General features: G+C 53.6%; 13 protein-coding genes. 7 read left to right on the plus strand and 6 right to left on the minus strand.

From position 1 onward, the window contains the following. On the plus strand, positions 1 to 533 hold a 533-nt coding region (locus tag Q8902_14260; protein ID MDP4200722.1), incomplete at its 5' end, for a T9SS type A sorting domain-containing protein. A 34-nt stretch (positions 534 to 567) separates the two neighbouring features. On the opposite strand, the gene Q8902_14265 is transcribed toward Q8902_14260, so the two are convergent. Both Q8902_14265 and Q8902_14270 read right to left on the minus strand, forming a co-directional pair. Then, positions 568 to 804 carry a hypothetical protein gene (locus Q8902_14265; GenBank protein MDP4200723.1) on the minus strand — a complete coding sequence of 79 codons (237 nt, stop codon included), beginning with the start codon at positions 802 to 804 and terminating at the stop codon, positions 568 to 570. Positions 805 to 966: 162 nt separating this feature from the next. Beyond that, positions 967 to 2517 carry a hypothetical protein gene (locus Q8902_14270; GenBank protein MDP4200724.1) on the minus strand — a complete coding sequence of 517 codons (1551 nt, stop codon included), beginning with the start codon at positions 2515 to 2517 and terminating at the stop codon, positions 967 to 969. Between the two features lie 499 nt (positions 2518 to 3016). Between Q8902_14270 and Q8902_14275 the strand changes: the two genes are divergently transcribed. Both Q8902_14275 and Q8902_14280 read left to right on the plus strand, forming a co-directional pair. Beyond that, positions 3017 to 3388 carry a hypothetical protein gene (locus Q8902_14275; protein ID MDP4200725.1) on the plus strand — a complete coding sequence of 124 codons (372 nt, stop codon included), beginning with the start codon at positions 3017 to 3019 and terminating at the stop codon, positions 3386 to 3388. A gap of 385 nt (positions 3389 to 3773) precedes the next feature. Then, entirely contained in the window at positions 3774 to 4442 is a 669-nt protein-coding gene (locus Q8902_14280) for a hypothetical protein (protein ID MDP4200726.1), read from the plus strand. A 177-nt stretch (positions 4443 to 4619) separates the two neighbouring features. Here Q8902_14280 and proS read toward each other — a convergent pair whose 3' ends face one another. Further along, positions 4620 to 6101, minus strand: coding sequence for a proline--tRNA ligase (gene proS, locus Q8902_14285; protein MDP4200727.1), 1482 nt, complete (start codon positions 6099 to 6101; stop codon positions 4620 to 4622). A gap of 268 nt (positions 6102 to 6369) precedes the next feature. Between proS and Q8902_14290 the strand changes: the two genes are divergently transcribed. Both Q8902_14290 and Q8902_14295 read left to right on the plus strand, forming a co-directional pair. Further along, positions 6370 to 7665 carry a radical SAM protein gene (locus Q8902_14290; protein MDP4200728.1) on the plus strand — a complete coding sequence of 432 codons (1296 nt, stop codon included), beginning with the start codon at positions 6370 to 6372 and terminating at the stop codon, positions 7663 to 7665. Positions 7666 to 7817: 152 nt separating this feature from the next. Beyond that, positions 7818 to 8270 (plus strand): hypothetical protein, encoded by a 453-nt coding sequence (locus tag Q8902_14295; protein MDP4200729.1) that lies wholly within the window; start codon positions 7818 to 7820, stop codon positions 8268 to 8270. A 9-nt stretch (positions 8271 to 8279) separates the two neighbouring features. Here the strand turns inward: Q8902_14295 and Q8902_14300 are convergent, their stop codons facing one another. Together Q8902_14300 and Q8902_14305 are read right to left on the minus strand one after the other, a co-directional pair. Continuing rightward, positions 8280 to 8951, minus strand: a complete 672-nt coding sequence (locus Q8902_14300) for a cyclase family protein (GenBank protein MDP4200730.1) — start codon at positions 8949 to 8951, stop codon at positions 8280 to 8282. A gap of 13 nt (positions 8952 to 8964) precedes the next feature. Beyond that, the gene (locus tag Q8902_14305; protein MDP4200731.1) at positions 8965 to 10155 is read right to left on the minus strand and encodes a VIT1/CCC1 transporter family protein; all 1191 of its coding nucleotides are present in this window, start codon (positions 10153 to 10155) and stop codon (positions 8965 to 8967) included. Between the two features lie 98 nt (positions 10156 to 10253). On the opposite strand from Q8902_14305, the gene Q8902_14310 reads away from it, so the two are divergent. Next, entirely contained in the window at positions 10254 to 11234 is a 981-nt protein-coding gene (locus Q8902_14310; protein MDP4200732.1) for a hypothetical protein, read from the plus strand. On the opposite strand, the gene Q8902_14315 is transcribed toward Q8902_14310, so the two are convergent. Next, on the minus strand, positions 11221 to 13953 hold the full coding sequence (locus Q8902_14315; GenBank protein ID MDP4200733.1) for a T9SS type A sorting domain-containing protein: 2733 nt from the start codon (positions 13951 to 13953) through the stop codon (positions 11221 to 11223). The two genes, Q8902_14310 and Q8902_14315, sit on opposite strands and share 14 nt — an antisense overlap. Before the next feature lie 130 nt (positions 13954 to 14083). Here Q8902_14315 and Q8902_14320 point away from each other — a divergent pair, with 130 nt between their 5' ends. After that, entirely contained in the window at positions 14084 to 14857 is a 774-nt protein-coding gene (locus Q8902_14320) for a sigma-70 family RNA polymerase sigma factor (GenBank protein ID MDP4200734.1), read from the plus strand. Positions 14858 to 14887 lie beyond the last annotated feature (30 nt).

Here is a 14887-nt window from a genome sequence, read left to right on the forward strand (position 1 = left end):
ACGAACCGTTCGTCACAACGCAAGCCGGAAGTGTTGTGCAGCATGTTGCGAGCTTGGGAATTCACATCGCGCCGGTGCCAACGGACTCTGTGCTTGCAACGCTCCACTTCTCGGCATTCCTTTCGCAGTATCAGCAAACGCAGTTGTCAGTCGATGGCATCACATTCTCAGCCCAACCCGCTCGGCCATCAGATTGTATCGCGCTCGCGCAGATGGATACGAGCGCGTTCACGCTTCGCACGCTTTGCGGCGACGTGACTTTGCTTCGCTCGATGTCAGGCCAGTCGCCTTTCGAAATCGTGAAAGTGGAGCCCAATCCGGCGAGCGATAAGCTGGGAGTCACGATATCCAATCCTGATGCGGAGAGTGTCATGCTGAGCATCTGCGATGCGCTTGGCCGGACCTGGCACAGCGTACTGGTGTCCGGCGCAGGATCCACCCTCGATATCTCTGCGCTGCCGGAGGGGACGTACTTCCTTCGGGCCAGCTCAGGACGCGGCACTCAGGCGAGGAACTTCGTGGTGCGGCGGTAGGACCACCTTACGCACGCTTCCTCAAAATGGGGACCTACTGTTCGAACGACAGCGCTTTGATGCGTTGCTTAATATCGAGCAATCGCCAGGCTCGTGTCGTTTCAAAGGTGACATCCGGCTTTTCGCCTTCGATCTGGACGCGAATGCGCACGGTGCCCGGCACGTCGAGGATGCGCTGGACTTCCTCGCCGGCGGCGCCAAATCCATACCTCACCTTCGTCGAGGTGCCGTCCGCGCTTTCGACGTAGATGTTGTACTTCTCCGCTTTCATGTTCCCGATAATAGGCGTAGAGGTTTAGTGAAGGGGCCGTCGTTAAAGCGGTGAATGGCCATGCGAGGTTCCCCGATCCAAATATCAATTACCAATGATTAGCTGCTTTTGCTGGATCCAGGATATCGGATTGAGCCGATCAAGATGCGATTTTCGTCGTCCTCATCCGTCATTCGTCATTCGTAATTCGTAATTGTTCTCGATGGCCTCGAGTCGTTCGAGGATTCGGTCCCAGAGCCAGGTGAACGGAAGGATTTCGAGCTCCATCTCGGAATCGACAATCTCAAATGTCTCAGTTTGAAGCTGATGATAGTATCGGGCGGCCTGGCGCCGCGAGCGCTCGAACCCGAACGAGTTCGCTTCCATGATCCGGAGCATCTTCAAAAAGATCGAACTGGCCTTGGAGGATTTGGCCACAAGGTACCGCGCCCGATAGAGATTCAGCGATTCCATCCGGTCGAAGATGTCCTTGAAGCGCGCTCCCTCGAGCAAATAGATGATCTGCAGGATTCGCAGTGCAACGTTCATTCCGACTTTATCGCGGCCCGCCATCGGGACCATTTGCATCAGCGTATCGACTTTGAACCGCATGCGAAGTTCACGTGCCGCTTCGGGTGTTCCCGTCTTCTCAAACGCATAGTGCAAATAGTACTCGTAAATCCTCCATCGCTCGAGCATCGCCTCCGGGAGGTTCGGAAAAATCTGGTGCGACGTGACTTCAAGATAAATATCGAGCGCATCCAGGAATCGCAGACGGTTCGTGAGAATCACAAATTGAAGCTCCCGAAGGGTAAACCAGGAGATTGTTACCGCATTAAAGAGCGTCAGGCATTCTTCAGCCGCCTTCTCGGCTTCTTCGTATCGCCGAACCCGCAAAAAGCTATCGACCTGCTGGAGCTTAAACTCGGCCAGACGCGCAGGTTGCGCGAGGTGCGGAATGCTTCTGAGGTACATCAGTGCCCCGTCCATTTCGGCCACACGTTCCATGTGCTTCCCAGCTGCCCCCAGCGCGTTACCCAGTACGCGATAATAATTAAGTCTGAAGGTGAATGAGCTCTCCCCACGGAGGAGCGACCTCAGGTGCAACGCGTATTCAAGGAATTGAGGTGCGAATCTTGCCCGCCCCCCTGCATATCGGCCAAGGATGATCTGCTGACGGTCAAAATATTCCCAGGCCACGGCCTCATCGTTTAGATTTGCCAAGAACCCTTTGAGAATTTGGTCATAGGACTCGTATTCGGCTAACCTGGCATTAATTCCGGCATTCGTTCTGAGTAGCAATGCCATTTCATATCCAATATCGGTAATTTCATATTTGGTGGCTTCGTCAAGGTTTCTTTTTGCAAGGCTTACTGCGGCCTTCCTCGCACCAAGTCTTACCAGCGTATGGATCAGAAAAGCTCGCTTCTTAGCGCTATACTCTGCTTGTGCACTCTCCGAAAATCCGGCCTTGCGAAGGTTAAGGTGAAATAGCGAGTTGAGCAGCCGAATCTTCAGGCGAGCTTTGAGCGTCGTGTAGCGTGGATCATTAGGCCGAGTTTGATAGAGTGATCCAGCAGCTACGCTATCGTTACCAAAAATGCCTGTACGAATTCCATCATAGAGGAGGAATGCCTTGTCATCAGTTCTCCTCCGAAAAGCGCCATCAAGAGTTTCAACGCGCTTCTCGCGGAAGCGGTCCAGGACACGGATGATTTCAGGAAAATAGCGCACGCTGTACGAACAACGCAAAAAGCAGGTGAACCTTCCCCAAAAGCTTGAACGCGTGGATATTGGGTGCCGAGCGAATCCCTTGAGCCACCGACATGTGATCGATGATCTACTGCCTCAACTGTGGAAATCTCCGACTATTCCACAGTCTATACCAATTTCTCGGAAGCAAATGTTAATATGCCGTTCTCAAATGGCAGTAAAACCGGCCCCTTTAGGGGCCGTCTTCAGCGATGTTCGGACAAAGCGACTTTTTTGTCCAAGCCACTTTCTAACGAAATTTGGGCCGAGGGGCATTATCACCCCGACCCGCATCCCACGAGACGCTTCTGCCATCGCGGGATTGTTGTTTTAGGCCAGTACCCTTTGGCCAACTGCTTGGCTCACCGCCCGCAGTATCGGGGCAATCCGCTTCAATATCGAAAGGCTTTGCTTTTCAATTCTATCAGATTTTATCAGTTCTATTCAACCTGCGTTCCAACCAATTTTTACCTACGATACGATGACACGTTCTACGAAGATCTCCACGCTTGCCGCCGCACTTGTAATCAGCTTCTTTTCGATCTATGCGGTTGTCGTGACGACATTTAACACAGGGAACATGACGAGCCAGCCGGTCAATGTGACTCTAAACATGGCGTCAGGCGCTCAATCCTTCGTGAACGTACCGCCCGGACAGAACGTGGCTACCACCCTAAACGGCGACCAAGTTTCTTCGATGACGATCTATGGCGCCATGGTTCCAGCCGGCGTCAATGCAATTGTGCCAAACCCATCTGGCGGAACGGTCACAGTTATGTGGAGCGTCATCAAGAACGCGGATGGATCGACCAGCGTCGTGGGCGGAACAATCGATCCGAACGTGGCAAGCTAAGAATTTATCGAGCTATTTCGCTCGATAATTCTGAAAAATTGACTGAAATCTTGCGAGGTGGCGCTCGCCCTGCGTGAGATTTGCCTGAAAACTGAGGAAGATTATTGACACAAAGCCCCACTTTGTGCCACGATGCTGCACATGCCTTGGAAGTAGTAAATTGTTGGCAGGCTGAAACTTAGCCTTGTTAATTAAACTGATAGATTAGCCGTTCTCAAGGAGAGAACGGCTATTTTTGTTTCTCTCTGATGGCTTTAGTTGTGTAGTAAAATATCCAGGGCTGATAGTGTTGTACTGGCTTGTGGAGGATATTTTTGCATCCGAAATCAGTGCCGCGCCTCCGGCATCCCGTCGGTAAGGCGCGCTCTGAATAAAAGGATACACGATGGATTTGCTATTCCCGCACCTTGCTCCGATCTGGCATTCAACGCCGATCGTCGGGACATATGCTGAGCCAAAATTCGAGTTTTCCGGCATCCCGCTCAACTTTTCGCACGCGAAGCACTTTATCGCGCGCGCGACGGAGCCGGTGCTGGCCGGAGAGATCACTCACACCGGCGAGCCACTCGTGCATATTTTCGATTCGCACGACATGTTTGAGGAGTGGGCGGCAACAACACGCTTTGCCAAGCATTTCGAGCATATCCAACGAGTGATCGAGCGGGTTCGCTTTCAAGCGCATCTCATGCATAAGACGGTACCCCCTCGCAGGACCGGACGCATTCAGGTTGCTTCGAACGTGAGCATGGACTTCGATTGGGTTGCCGGCACGAGCATTCGACCGATCCAAAAGGACTCCAGAGTTCGACTCTATTCCGAAGAATCCTTTGCCGGCGAGCAAACCGTCATCGGGTCCTCAGCACTCGAAAATTTGGGAGATGTTGACTTTTTCCGGCGCACGCGCTCAATTTCACTACATGGGGTCTGCCTGTTGACAGACGACGTCTACTTCGGCGGCTTTCGATTCTATGTAATCGGCGATCCTTTCGTTTCGATCGCCAATCTTCACCAATGGCATTTCGACCGGGCGGCCGCGAGCGCCATTATCGTATAAAAAAGATGTTTTTGATGCTAATTCCTTATTCGATGAGAATCATTTAAAGTATCAGCATCCAACTACCAATACCTCTCTCACCAGCCTACGGACCTTCTACCCGTAACGCTTTCACAGAACCCGCGGTAGACATCACCTTCTACCGCGGGTTTTTTATGTCCTTTCCGTTCTGCCGGATCAATAGGACTTGGACCAGACGACCTCGTGCTTCGCCGCTCCCCCACAGACAACACATCGCTCCGGAGCCTGTTTGCTGCGAAATTCCTCAACCGGGATGACCCGAATCGTGGCCTTGGTTTCCTCCTTCACCTTCGCTTCGCACTCGGCCGATCCGCACCATCCAGCGTAAATGAATCCGGCGTCTCGATCAATGAGCTTAGCCATCTCCTCATACGAGCTGACCCCGCGAATGCTGTTTGCTTCGCGGCGTGCCACTGCGTTTTCGAGCAATTGCGATTGGAGCGAGTTCAGGAGGTGCGGGATGCGAGCGGCTAATTCAGTGCTGCTCACAAACAACTTCTGCTTGCGCCCTGGCTTTGCAGGCTCCTCTTGAGAAAGCGCAATTCGTGGCACAATTACGACCGTGTTGTTCTGGACGTCCTTGGGCCCGATCTCCATGCGAAGAGGTATCCCCTTCATCTCCCAATCGAAGAACTTCGCACCGGGACTCATCGAGTCGCGATCGTCGAGCTTTACGCGAATTCCGGCAGCTTTCAACTCGCGGAAGACTTGCTCGGCCGTTTCCATGACTGTAAGCTTTTCTGCGTCGGTCTTGAAGATCGGGACGATCACCAATTGGATTGGCGCGAGCTTCGGTGGCGTCACAAGACCGTCATCATCCGAATGGGTCATTATGAGGCCGCCGATCATGCGCGTGGAAACACCCCATGAGGTGTTCCACGCATATTCGAGCGTCCCGGTACGAGACTGAAACTGGAGATCGAATACTTTCGCGAAATTCTGCCCGAGATTATGACTCGTGCCATTTTGGAGCGCCTTGTTATCTTGCATCAGGGCCTCCGTAGTATAGGTTCTAAGTGCACCGGCAAATTTTTCGCTGTCGGTCTTCAACCCGATTAGAACGGGAACGGCGCAATACTCATACATGAATGTCCGGTAAACGCCGAGCATTCGCAATGCTTCCTCCTCCGCTTCCAGTTCGGTCTCGTGCGCAGTGTGTCCCTCCTGCCAGAGAAATTCCATGGTGCGGAGGAACAGCCTCGTCCGCATCTCCCAGCGGACGACGTTCGCCCACTGGTTCATCAGAATCGGCAGGTCGCGATAGGACTGCACCCACTTCGCATACATGGAGTAGATAATCGTCTCCGATGTTGGCCGAATAACGAGCGGTTCTTCGAGGTCCTTGCCGCCACCCTTCGTGACGATTGCCAGTTCGGGCGCAAAACCTTCAACGTGCGCAGCCTCCTTTGTGATAAAGGAGAGCGGGATCAGCAGCGGGAAATAGGCATTTTGGTGACCGGTGTCCTTGAACATCCGGTCCAGCGCCTGCTGCATCAACTCCCAGATGCCATAGCCGTTCGGACGAATGACCATGCATCCCCGCACCGGAGAGTGCTCGGCCAGTTCCGCTCGCGCAACCACTTCATTGTACCATGCACTAAAATCCTCGCTTCTTTTGGGTAACTTGTCTTCGGCCATGCTTCGGTGAATTAACTTAGAAGGGTGGTTAATGGAATCTGGCAGAAAAATGTTCGGCGTTCGTCCAAGTATCAGACTCTAAAATACCGGTCGGGCTTGCGGAAGACAAGATCGCTCACCATTCCGATTAGTTTTGCTCTCTGAACAGGATTGTATTAGACAAGTATTGGTGTTTATGAACTCCTAAGCAGCCACTCGCTCCGACCTCCCGTCACATCGAGCGGCTTTGAAAGTCAACTCACCTCGATTCATCACCATGGAGGTAGCAATGCCCTCGAATTATTCTCCACTCCCACTCGAGTCTCCTTTGCTCGCAGTCGAGCCTGAAGTCGATCACCGCAAGCTGTACCGGCTGCCCTGGAATCTCGCCGATAACGCGATTTCGTGGCTCGAACCGACCTCGCAGTGTAACTTGGCGTGTGATGGCTGCTATCGTGAGAATGTCACAAAGAGCCACAAGCCCCTCGAACAGGTCCGCGAAGAGATTGACACCTTCTTACGTCTTCGTAATTCCGATGGCATCTCGATCGCTGGTGGCGAACCGCTGATGCACCCCGACATCGTCGAGATTGTGCGACACGTCGCAAAGCGTGGCGTCAAACCCGTCATTAACAGTAATGGTGGACTCCTGACGAAGGATCTGCTTCACGAACTAAAGATGGCCGGGGCCACCGGGTTTACCTTCCACATCGATAGCAAACAAGGCCGGCCCGGATGGAAGCATGCAAACGAGCTTCAACTCAACGATCTCCGGATGCACTTTGCCGATATGCTCGCCGATGAAGGTGGACTCTCCTGCTCCTTCAATGCGACCGTCTACGATGATACGCTGCACTATGCGCCCGAACTTGTCGAGTGGGCTGGAAAGAATATCGATAAAGTGCATGTGATGGTCTTTATCCTGTATCGCGCCGCCGCGCCACAGATCCCATTCGATTGGTATGCGGGCGCGAAAAAAGTGGACATGAACGATCTCGTCTACGGCGAGACGCAGGAGCGCAAAGTCGATCTTCAGGCTACCGATGTTGTCCACGAGATTCGCAGGCGGTTTCCGGAGTTCAATCCCTGTGCGTACCTGAACGGCACCGAAAAACCGGATTCATTCAAATGGCTGCTCTCCGGACGGATCGGCACGAAGGAGAAAGTATACGGCTACGTCGGCGCGCGCTTCATGGAGATCAATCAGGCGGGCTACCATTTCCTGAAGGGCCGGTACCTTGGGTATGCCTCCCCTGGCACGACCAAACTGGGACGCTCGATGATGCTCCTTTCGCCATTCGACAAAGGCGCGCGTAAAGTTGCCGGCGCGTATGCCAAATCCGCGCTGCACAATCCGGCGCGGCTGTTCAAGGGGATGCACTACCAGTCCATCATGATTATCCAGCCGGTGGACTTCCTCGAAAACGGTCAGCAGAATATGTGCGATGGCTGTCCGGACATGACTCTGCATAACGGGCAGCTAGTCTGGTCGTGCCGCATGGAAGAGTTGAAGCAGTTTGGATGCTGGGTCAGGACGGTGCCGAAATCAAATCTCACACAGATTGAAGCACCAAGCGAAAATTAGCGCTCGAATCCCGAAACCTCGACGCAACAAGCGATTCCGAATGTTACGATCGCGACAGCGTATCTGAAGCGCGATTTCGCGGCCGTTGTATCGGGAACTACGGGTGTTCCATCGTGTTCCCTTTTCGTCGTATAAACTTGTTTTTGCCAAATATGAAAACCAGATTACTCACACTCTTACTCGTCTCACTATTCACTACATTCGGGACAATTACCGCATCTGCCAGTTATGTCCGTCTTTGTTATACGAACTCGCATGGAGACCGCGGCTGCTGTTATGCTCGTGGAACTTGCGCCAGCCTCACCCTTCCGAAAGGTTGGGACTGTCTGGATGGATCAACCACTCTAAAGGCAACAATTACTCGCACCGCCAACGGCGGCGCAACGCTCACCATCGGCGGAGTCACCTACCGCATTGCGAGCGAAGCGTTCGAAAGCCGATTAACTGCGCTATGCCGGCAAGCTACGTCCAAAAACGCCAACCCACAACTCGCGAAGCAGATGGACTACCTCTGGAATTCGCCCGGCTCGTGGAAGGTCTCCGAACAACAACTCAAGGAATACGCCAAGGACTTCAATACGACCATATCAGCTGGCTCCAAATAGTCGGGAGCCTTAGGCTTTAATCTGCGCAATGGCCCGCACTGGAAACGTACCGAACTCCTTAACCTTCACTGGCACCGCGCAGAATGCGAACCCGGAGTCGGGCAGTAGTTCGAGCGAACCCATGTGCTCGACGATCGGAACTTCCGCGCCGAGCAGGATCGTATGTGCCGGTCGAGTGAGATCGGCTGTGTCGTCGATATTATAAGAGTCTATCCCCACGATCACAGCGCCTTCATCCGCGAGTCGCTGCGCGGCGTCCTTTGTAAGAAACGGATGGCCTTCAAAATACTGATCGGTCCGCCAGTGCTGCGACCATCCGGTGTGGATGAGTACCGCCTTCCCTTTTACTTCCAGCCTCTTCAGATCGGCTGCGGAGATTGCGCGGCGACCGAGGTGCTCGCAACGCACAACGATGGCCGGAACACCAGCCAGTGAGATCAGCGGCAACTCCGATAGGTCCTTGCCATTGGCAAACCGATGAAAAGGGCTGTCGATGTATGTGCCTGTGTTCGCGACCATCTCGATCTTCCCGATATTGAACTCGGTCCCATCCGCATAAACGGATCGCGAGGCTTCCCGGCTCAAGAAATCGCAAATGATCGGAGCTGGCAGACCCTTATAGGTGATCATGCCGGCTTCGACGGTGTGACTCAGGTCGATCAATTGTAGCTCGTTACTCATTCCGGCTCAGCAACTAATTGAGACTGATTTCGAAAAGCCTGCCGATTCCATACGTCACCACGGCGACGATCACGCCCACGACTGCCATCTCTAGTCCCGACTTCCACCACGAGCGCACCGTGATGATGCTCTTCGCTGCACCGACGGCAAAATGAGCCACGAGCGAAAGCGCGAAGCTGGCCGCAACGGCCGTCATGCCGTTAAAGAAGAAGAATGGAATGAGCGGGATGAATGCGCCGATGAGTGTCGAGAATCCGCCGCTCGCGAGCGATCGAAATGGAGTTGGAAAGGACATCTCGGAAAGTCCGAGTTCTTCCGCGCCCATGACTTTCAGAAATTCCTCGGGCTGCTGCGAGAGTTTATCGGCCAGATCATTCGCTTCTTCCTCACTGAAGCCCCGGAGCTGATACATGAGAGAGAGTTCTTCCTTCTCTTCCTCGGGATTCTCCTCCATTTCCTGCCGCTCGCGGTGCATCTCGCCTTCATAGACTTCGCGCTCGGATTTTGCTGCGAGATATGCGCTCGACCCCATCGAGACTGAACTTGCGATCATGCCGGCAAAGCCGGAGAGCAGGACGAAATGTGTCGAGGCACCCCCGGCCACGTCGGTCGCGCCTGCCACTCCGCTCACGATCCCAAAGACTGCGCCAAGTCCATCGTTCGCGCCGTAGATCGCATCGGCCACCCAGCTACCCGACTTGACGTGCCACCGCTCGCGGCGCATAAGGCCTTCCAACTTCGACCGAGTCTCCCCTTGTGGATGGTGTGTATCACCTATCGTAGCCGATGGACCATACATGGAGCGGAGCACCTTCGAATGGACCTCTTCTTCTTTTTTGACCTCTTCGATTTCTCGAATGAGATCGGTATCGGTGACACCGGCGATCATGCGGCTATAGGCTCGCTCGGCTGCAACTTCATCGGCTTCCATGCGGCGTAGCACCGTATCCGTGTCGAGGGATCGGACCATCATCCGCTTGTAGCGCATCGAGATTTTCGAAGGCTCATCGGCCTTCTCGCCCATCTCTTCCAGGCGCTTCTTCCACCGGGCCGCGTGCTTCTCTTCCTGATCGACTAATTTGTAGAGCACCGTCTTGCGGACCTCATCGCGCTCGCGCTCGGCCAGCGCGCGATATTGCTCCGCCGCCTCACGCTCGGCGCGGTAATTCTCTCGAAGGACTTTGATCGTATGGGCTTTGCTCATCAGGCTTCCCGGAACGATTTTTTAACCGAAAAGGCTCTCAGCGCTAGTTCCGTATCGATGGTCTTTCAACTCTTTTGCCCTTCGATTCATCGCGAAGCATGACGATTACCAAGTTCGCTCGCCCGCAACCGCAGCAAGTCATGATCGGAATGGTCTACCTGCTATTAGCATGGACATTCGCGAATATCTATGACTACGTTCTGCCCCACAACCTCGATGTGACCGTCGAGCAACTTACGACATTCACTGCCCGGCGCCCGATGCAGCTCCGTGTGCTTATGCCTGCGATTATCCATGTTGTCTCCGTAGCAACTTCGCTCAGGATCGATACGGTCAACAAGCTGACGACTATCGTCGAACTCTGGGCTATTCTTCTGCTATTCGGGCGGTTCCTTAGTTTTTTTGTTTCGCAATCGCGCGCTTGGATTGCGGCGCCGCTGATTCTCGTTCCACTCTTCTGGAATTACTGCCTGCTGTGCTACATGCATTTTTCATCGGACCTGGCTGGCATCGCGCTCTTTCTCGCGCTGCTTATTCTCCGGCACGAACGCAAGTGGGTCGCGTGGTATGTTCTATTCGCCATGGCGTGTTTCAACCGCGAGACGATCTTGTTTGCACTGCCATGTCTGATGGCATTATGGTGGCGTGAACGATCGCTTCGCTCGTGGCTCACGCTCGCCATTGCGAGCGCCACGATCTGGATCGCGGTCCGCGTGTTCTTGAATTATCTCTTCCGAGATTCGCCGGGTGGTCCGTTTGAAAATCATCTCGCATTCAATCTCGGCAGCCTTGAGCACGCCTGGACGAGCAATCAAGGAGTCGTTCGCTATTTTATCTTTCTGTTTGGCGGGATGCACATTGTTTCCTTCGCACTGTGGAAGTGGACACCACGCGCGCTACGCTCCCTGCTTTTAGTGAGCCTCCTGTTCTGGGCCGTGATGCTTCCCGTTGGCATTCTGCTCGAGAGCCGAATCTTCGGCGAGCTGATCCCGATTTACTGCGCGAGCACGATTGTGGCGATGAGCGTCCTGTTCCGGACTGACGTTGCAATGTCACCGGAACCGCTTATCTCAGGATGACGAACGGCTTGGTGATCGTTTCAGCGCCAGTCTTGAGGATAAGATTGTACGCGCCAGCGGGCAAGGAGTGCGTGTCTATTGAGATTTGTCCCTCTTCTCTTATGTAAGGACTTGCAGCAACCGCACCGACCGAGTTAAGAATCTGAATTGAAGCAATCTGCGGAATGCCATTTGGTATCGTGACCACGATTCGATCGTTCGTCGGATTTGGGTAGATGCTGATAGCATCCTGCAGGGCTGGAGCCTGGACTCCATCGCTCGCAATATGGATAATCAAATATCGCGGGGTGGTGCGAGTGATTCCGTTCTTATCAGTCGCTCGAATCTCGTAGGTGACGTCCGTACCCGGATCGCCCTGCGTAAGGTTTGTGCAGCGGTAATAATGACCGGTGTCCGGGACCATCTTAATACTCATTACCTGATCTTTACCGTTTGCTTTGTCGTATTGTATGTAGGTGACCTTAGTAATCGTATCGGTCGGATCGTATGGATCGGCAAACACATTCGCGTTCACCGGCACATACTCGCCATCCGTGATCTTTGCGCCCAATGCGAGAGGCGTATGCACAATCATCGGCCCCGCGCTCCAGGCATAATCTGCAAAGGGCGTTAGGAAGGAGTAATCCGCAGCCCAGGTCGTGTACATCATACCGCGCATGTTTGGGATCGTGTCCATCGCCAAACGCCAGGCGCGCATGTTGTTCGTGTTCTGCACGTCGTAGTATGGACTTGTGATCTGCGAGAAGCCGTGTTTGGCGAAGAAATCGAGACTTTGCGACATATAGCCGCCATTCCAATTGACGATCGTGATGTTCTTCGGAATCTTGTCCCAATCACCCGATAGATCGCCGTTGACCAGATAATAGTTGTTGCGAGCGTTATGCAGCGAGTCGAACATATCGCTCCAGTCGAATATGTCCGCGGCGGGATGCACGTGCGTTACGATCGAGTCACACTTTGTCGCATTATCGGCAAGCAGTTGCGCCGGCGTGAGCTGACGCCGGTTGCACGCGGAATCCCAGTTCATTTGCCGGATCTCATCGTGGCTGATGAAGTAGCGATTCGGTCGATGCAGAAGAGAATCGACACGATAAATCTGATCGTGCATGATCGAGTAGAGCGTATCTTCGGAGACGCAGACCATTGTCGATCCGTCGCCGGTGACATCATTGAGAACCGGATTTGCACGGATGAAGCTCACACTCACAGAATCGCCATTATGAATCCTGCTGCCTGGTGGGATATGCAGCGTTGGTGGTGTGTGCCACGAATACGAGCCATTGGACTGCTCCATGATCGAGTCGATAATAGGAGCATAGTCGGTGCCTTCCGCGTACTTTCCCGCTGGACCGGTTACCACGGGCAGTTCGTCCGCGCGATGGAGAAGATTCGTCATGCCGGCCTCTTCGATCTGGTAATCATCCATCCAAATCGTACCGGCGGAACCACTCCAGACCCCACAATATACATACAGCGAGTCGTAATCGAGCGTATTGAAGATCACGTTCGCCTGCTGCCAGTCGCTTGTCGAAGGAATGCCGAACTGTGTGAAGGTCAGCGTGCGGGATGAGCCGCCATGAAAGCCGATGGCGAGCAAATTGAATTCGCCGCGGAAGTTCTGTGTCTTCACCCAAGCCGACATGTGATAACCATGGTGCGGCGAACAGGTCAGTAGTTTGATGAAGCGTCCGTTTGGTGCGTTGTTCCCGAAATTCTCCACGCGGGCGCTAAAGCGGCCGTTGTGAACGACACTGTTATCGACATGAACGGTCGTATCGACCCATCCCCACCCCGGAAATGTGTTGCCCGTTGCATTCTCGAAATTACCATTCGGCAGCGCGACCCGTGGATCGCCAACGAGCTGCCCGGTGTCGCCTTTGATCACATATCGACAAGTCGTCGGAAATCCCTCGGCCATATCGGGATCGTGCAGCAATTCCGCTTGTGACCATCCGATCGTGCAGACGCCCGGAATCACCTCGATATTGTTTTGCTCGGCATGGACGCGCATCGAATCCACATGACCATAATAATAGCTGTCGAGCCGATCCAATATGCTGTACTTGAAATCATTCTGTTGCAGCCCATTCAGCTTATGCGCCGCCATCGAGTCCTCGATCGTTTCGAGTGCACTCACCTGTGCGGGCACCATGAGATTGTGCGCCGAGAAGACCCAGCGGATTGGGTAGTCGGGATAATCGAAAATGAAAAGAGATGGAATGGTATCGTGAGCGAGACGAAACAGTTGTATTGCAGTAGCGACTGAATAAAATGTACCATCCGAATCTTGGCCGCAAAGCTGAAGCTTAGATTCAGAAGAGGCCAACTCATAACTTTGACCGCCGTAGACAACAATGAGTCCGTGTCCGCTTTCAGCCCAGACACTGTCCCGCAACGATGGAAGATCACGATACTCACCGATCAGGATTGCTTTTGGTGAATTGACATGAAGATAGGACGAGTACAGGAGCGTGGATAGCGTATCTCCAAACTGCTCCCGAAGAGTGCGCTGTAGGAATTGCACGGCTTTCAGGGTTCCGCTTGTAGCAGAGTCACTCATTACAATCACAGTCGAGCGATCGAGAACAAAAGGATGTCCGCTCGACTTGAAGAAAGAGACCTGCGGACGCGGATGCAGATCCGTGAGCAAGTTCAAGGACTGCGCCCGGAGCGCGGTGCTTGCGAGGAGGAGCGTGACTATGAACAGATATCGCTTCATGTTGCCGTTTGGATAGGACGCGCTGGACGGACTGACAAAAATACGCCGAAATCGGCAGGAGTCCTCAATAGTTGGCGAATTGACAGCCAAACCGCTGTGACTCTTCCTTGCCCGAGGTGTTAACACACCAATGGCCATTGGATCACTCACTTTATCAAGGAGTGGCGGTAAATCTGCACGATCGCTTCACGTGAGCGAGCGGGTTGCCGCGAACGGGACTCTATATCCTGAAGAATCCGGTGGCAATGTTGCAGGAACGACCGTGCCTCAGGATGATCTGCCTCTGGAGGCTGCGGTGCATGGACCGATCAATATTGTGCGGCCTCCAAAAGAGACCCCGGATCACGAGCTACTTCAGCGATTTTCGCAGGGTAACGAAGAAGCTTACGTCGAACTCTATCTCCGCCGCCAGGCCGAAGTCTATACCTTTTGTCTTCGGCTGGCGGGCGGCGACCGGGATCTTGCCAGCGATCTTTTTCAGGAGACCTTCATCAAGGTCTTTCGCAAGGCACATACATTCCGAGAAGGGACGAACGTGCTCGGATGGCTTTATACCATCGTTCGGACAACATATCTGAACCACAAGCGCAAACGCGCGCTCGTCGGAATTGATGATTCCCACGAAGAGCTGCAGTCGACCGACCGCTCGATGCATCCGGAATATCGCGAAGAGCAAGCAACGCTGAAAGAGCGCGTCGAGCGAGCGATATCGAACCTGCCGGTAGAAATTCGAGATCCGTTTATCCTGCGCGAATTCGATGGCTTTTCGTATCAAGAGATTTCCGAGCAATTACACTTGACGCTTGGCGGCGTCCGACAGCGTATCTATCGGGCAAAGCTCGCGATGCGTGAAGAACTTTGGGACTTAGTACACGATGATGGAGAAATTATGAATGAAGAGTGACGAAAGATGAAGGTTGGCCGTAGTGCGATT

Source organism: Bacteroidota bacterium, assembly GCA_030706745.1.
Classification (GTDB): domain Bacteria; phylum Bacteroidota; class Ignavibacteria; order Palsa-1295; family Palsa-1295; genus PALSA-1295.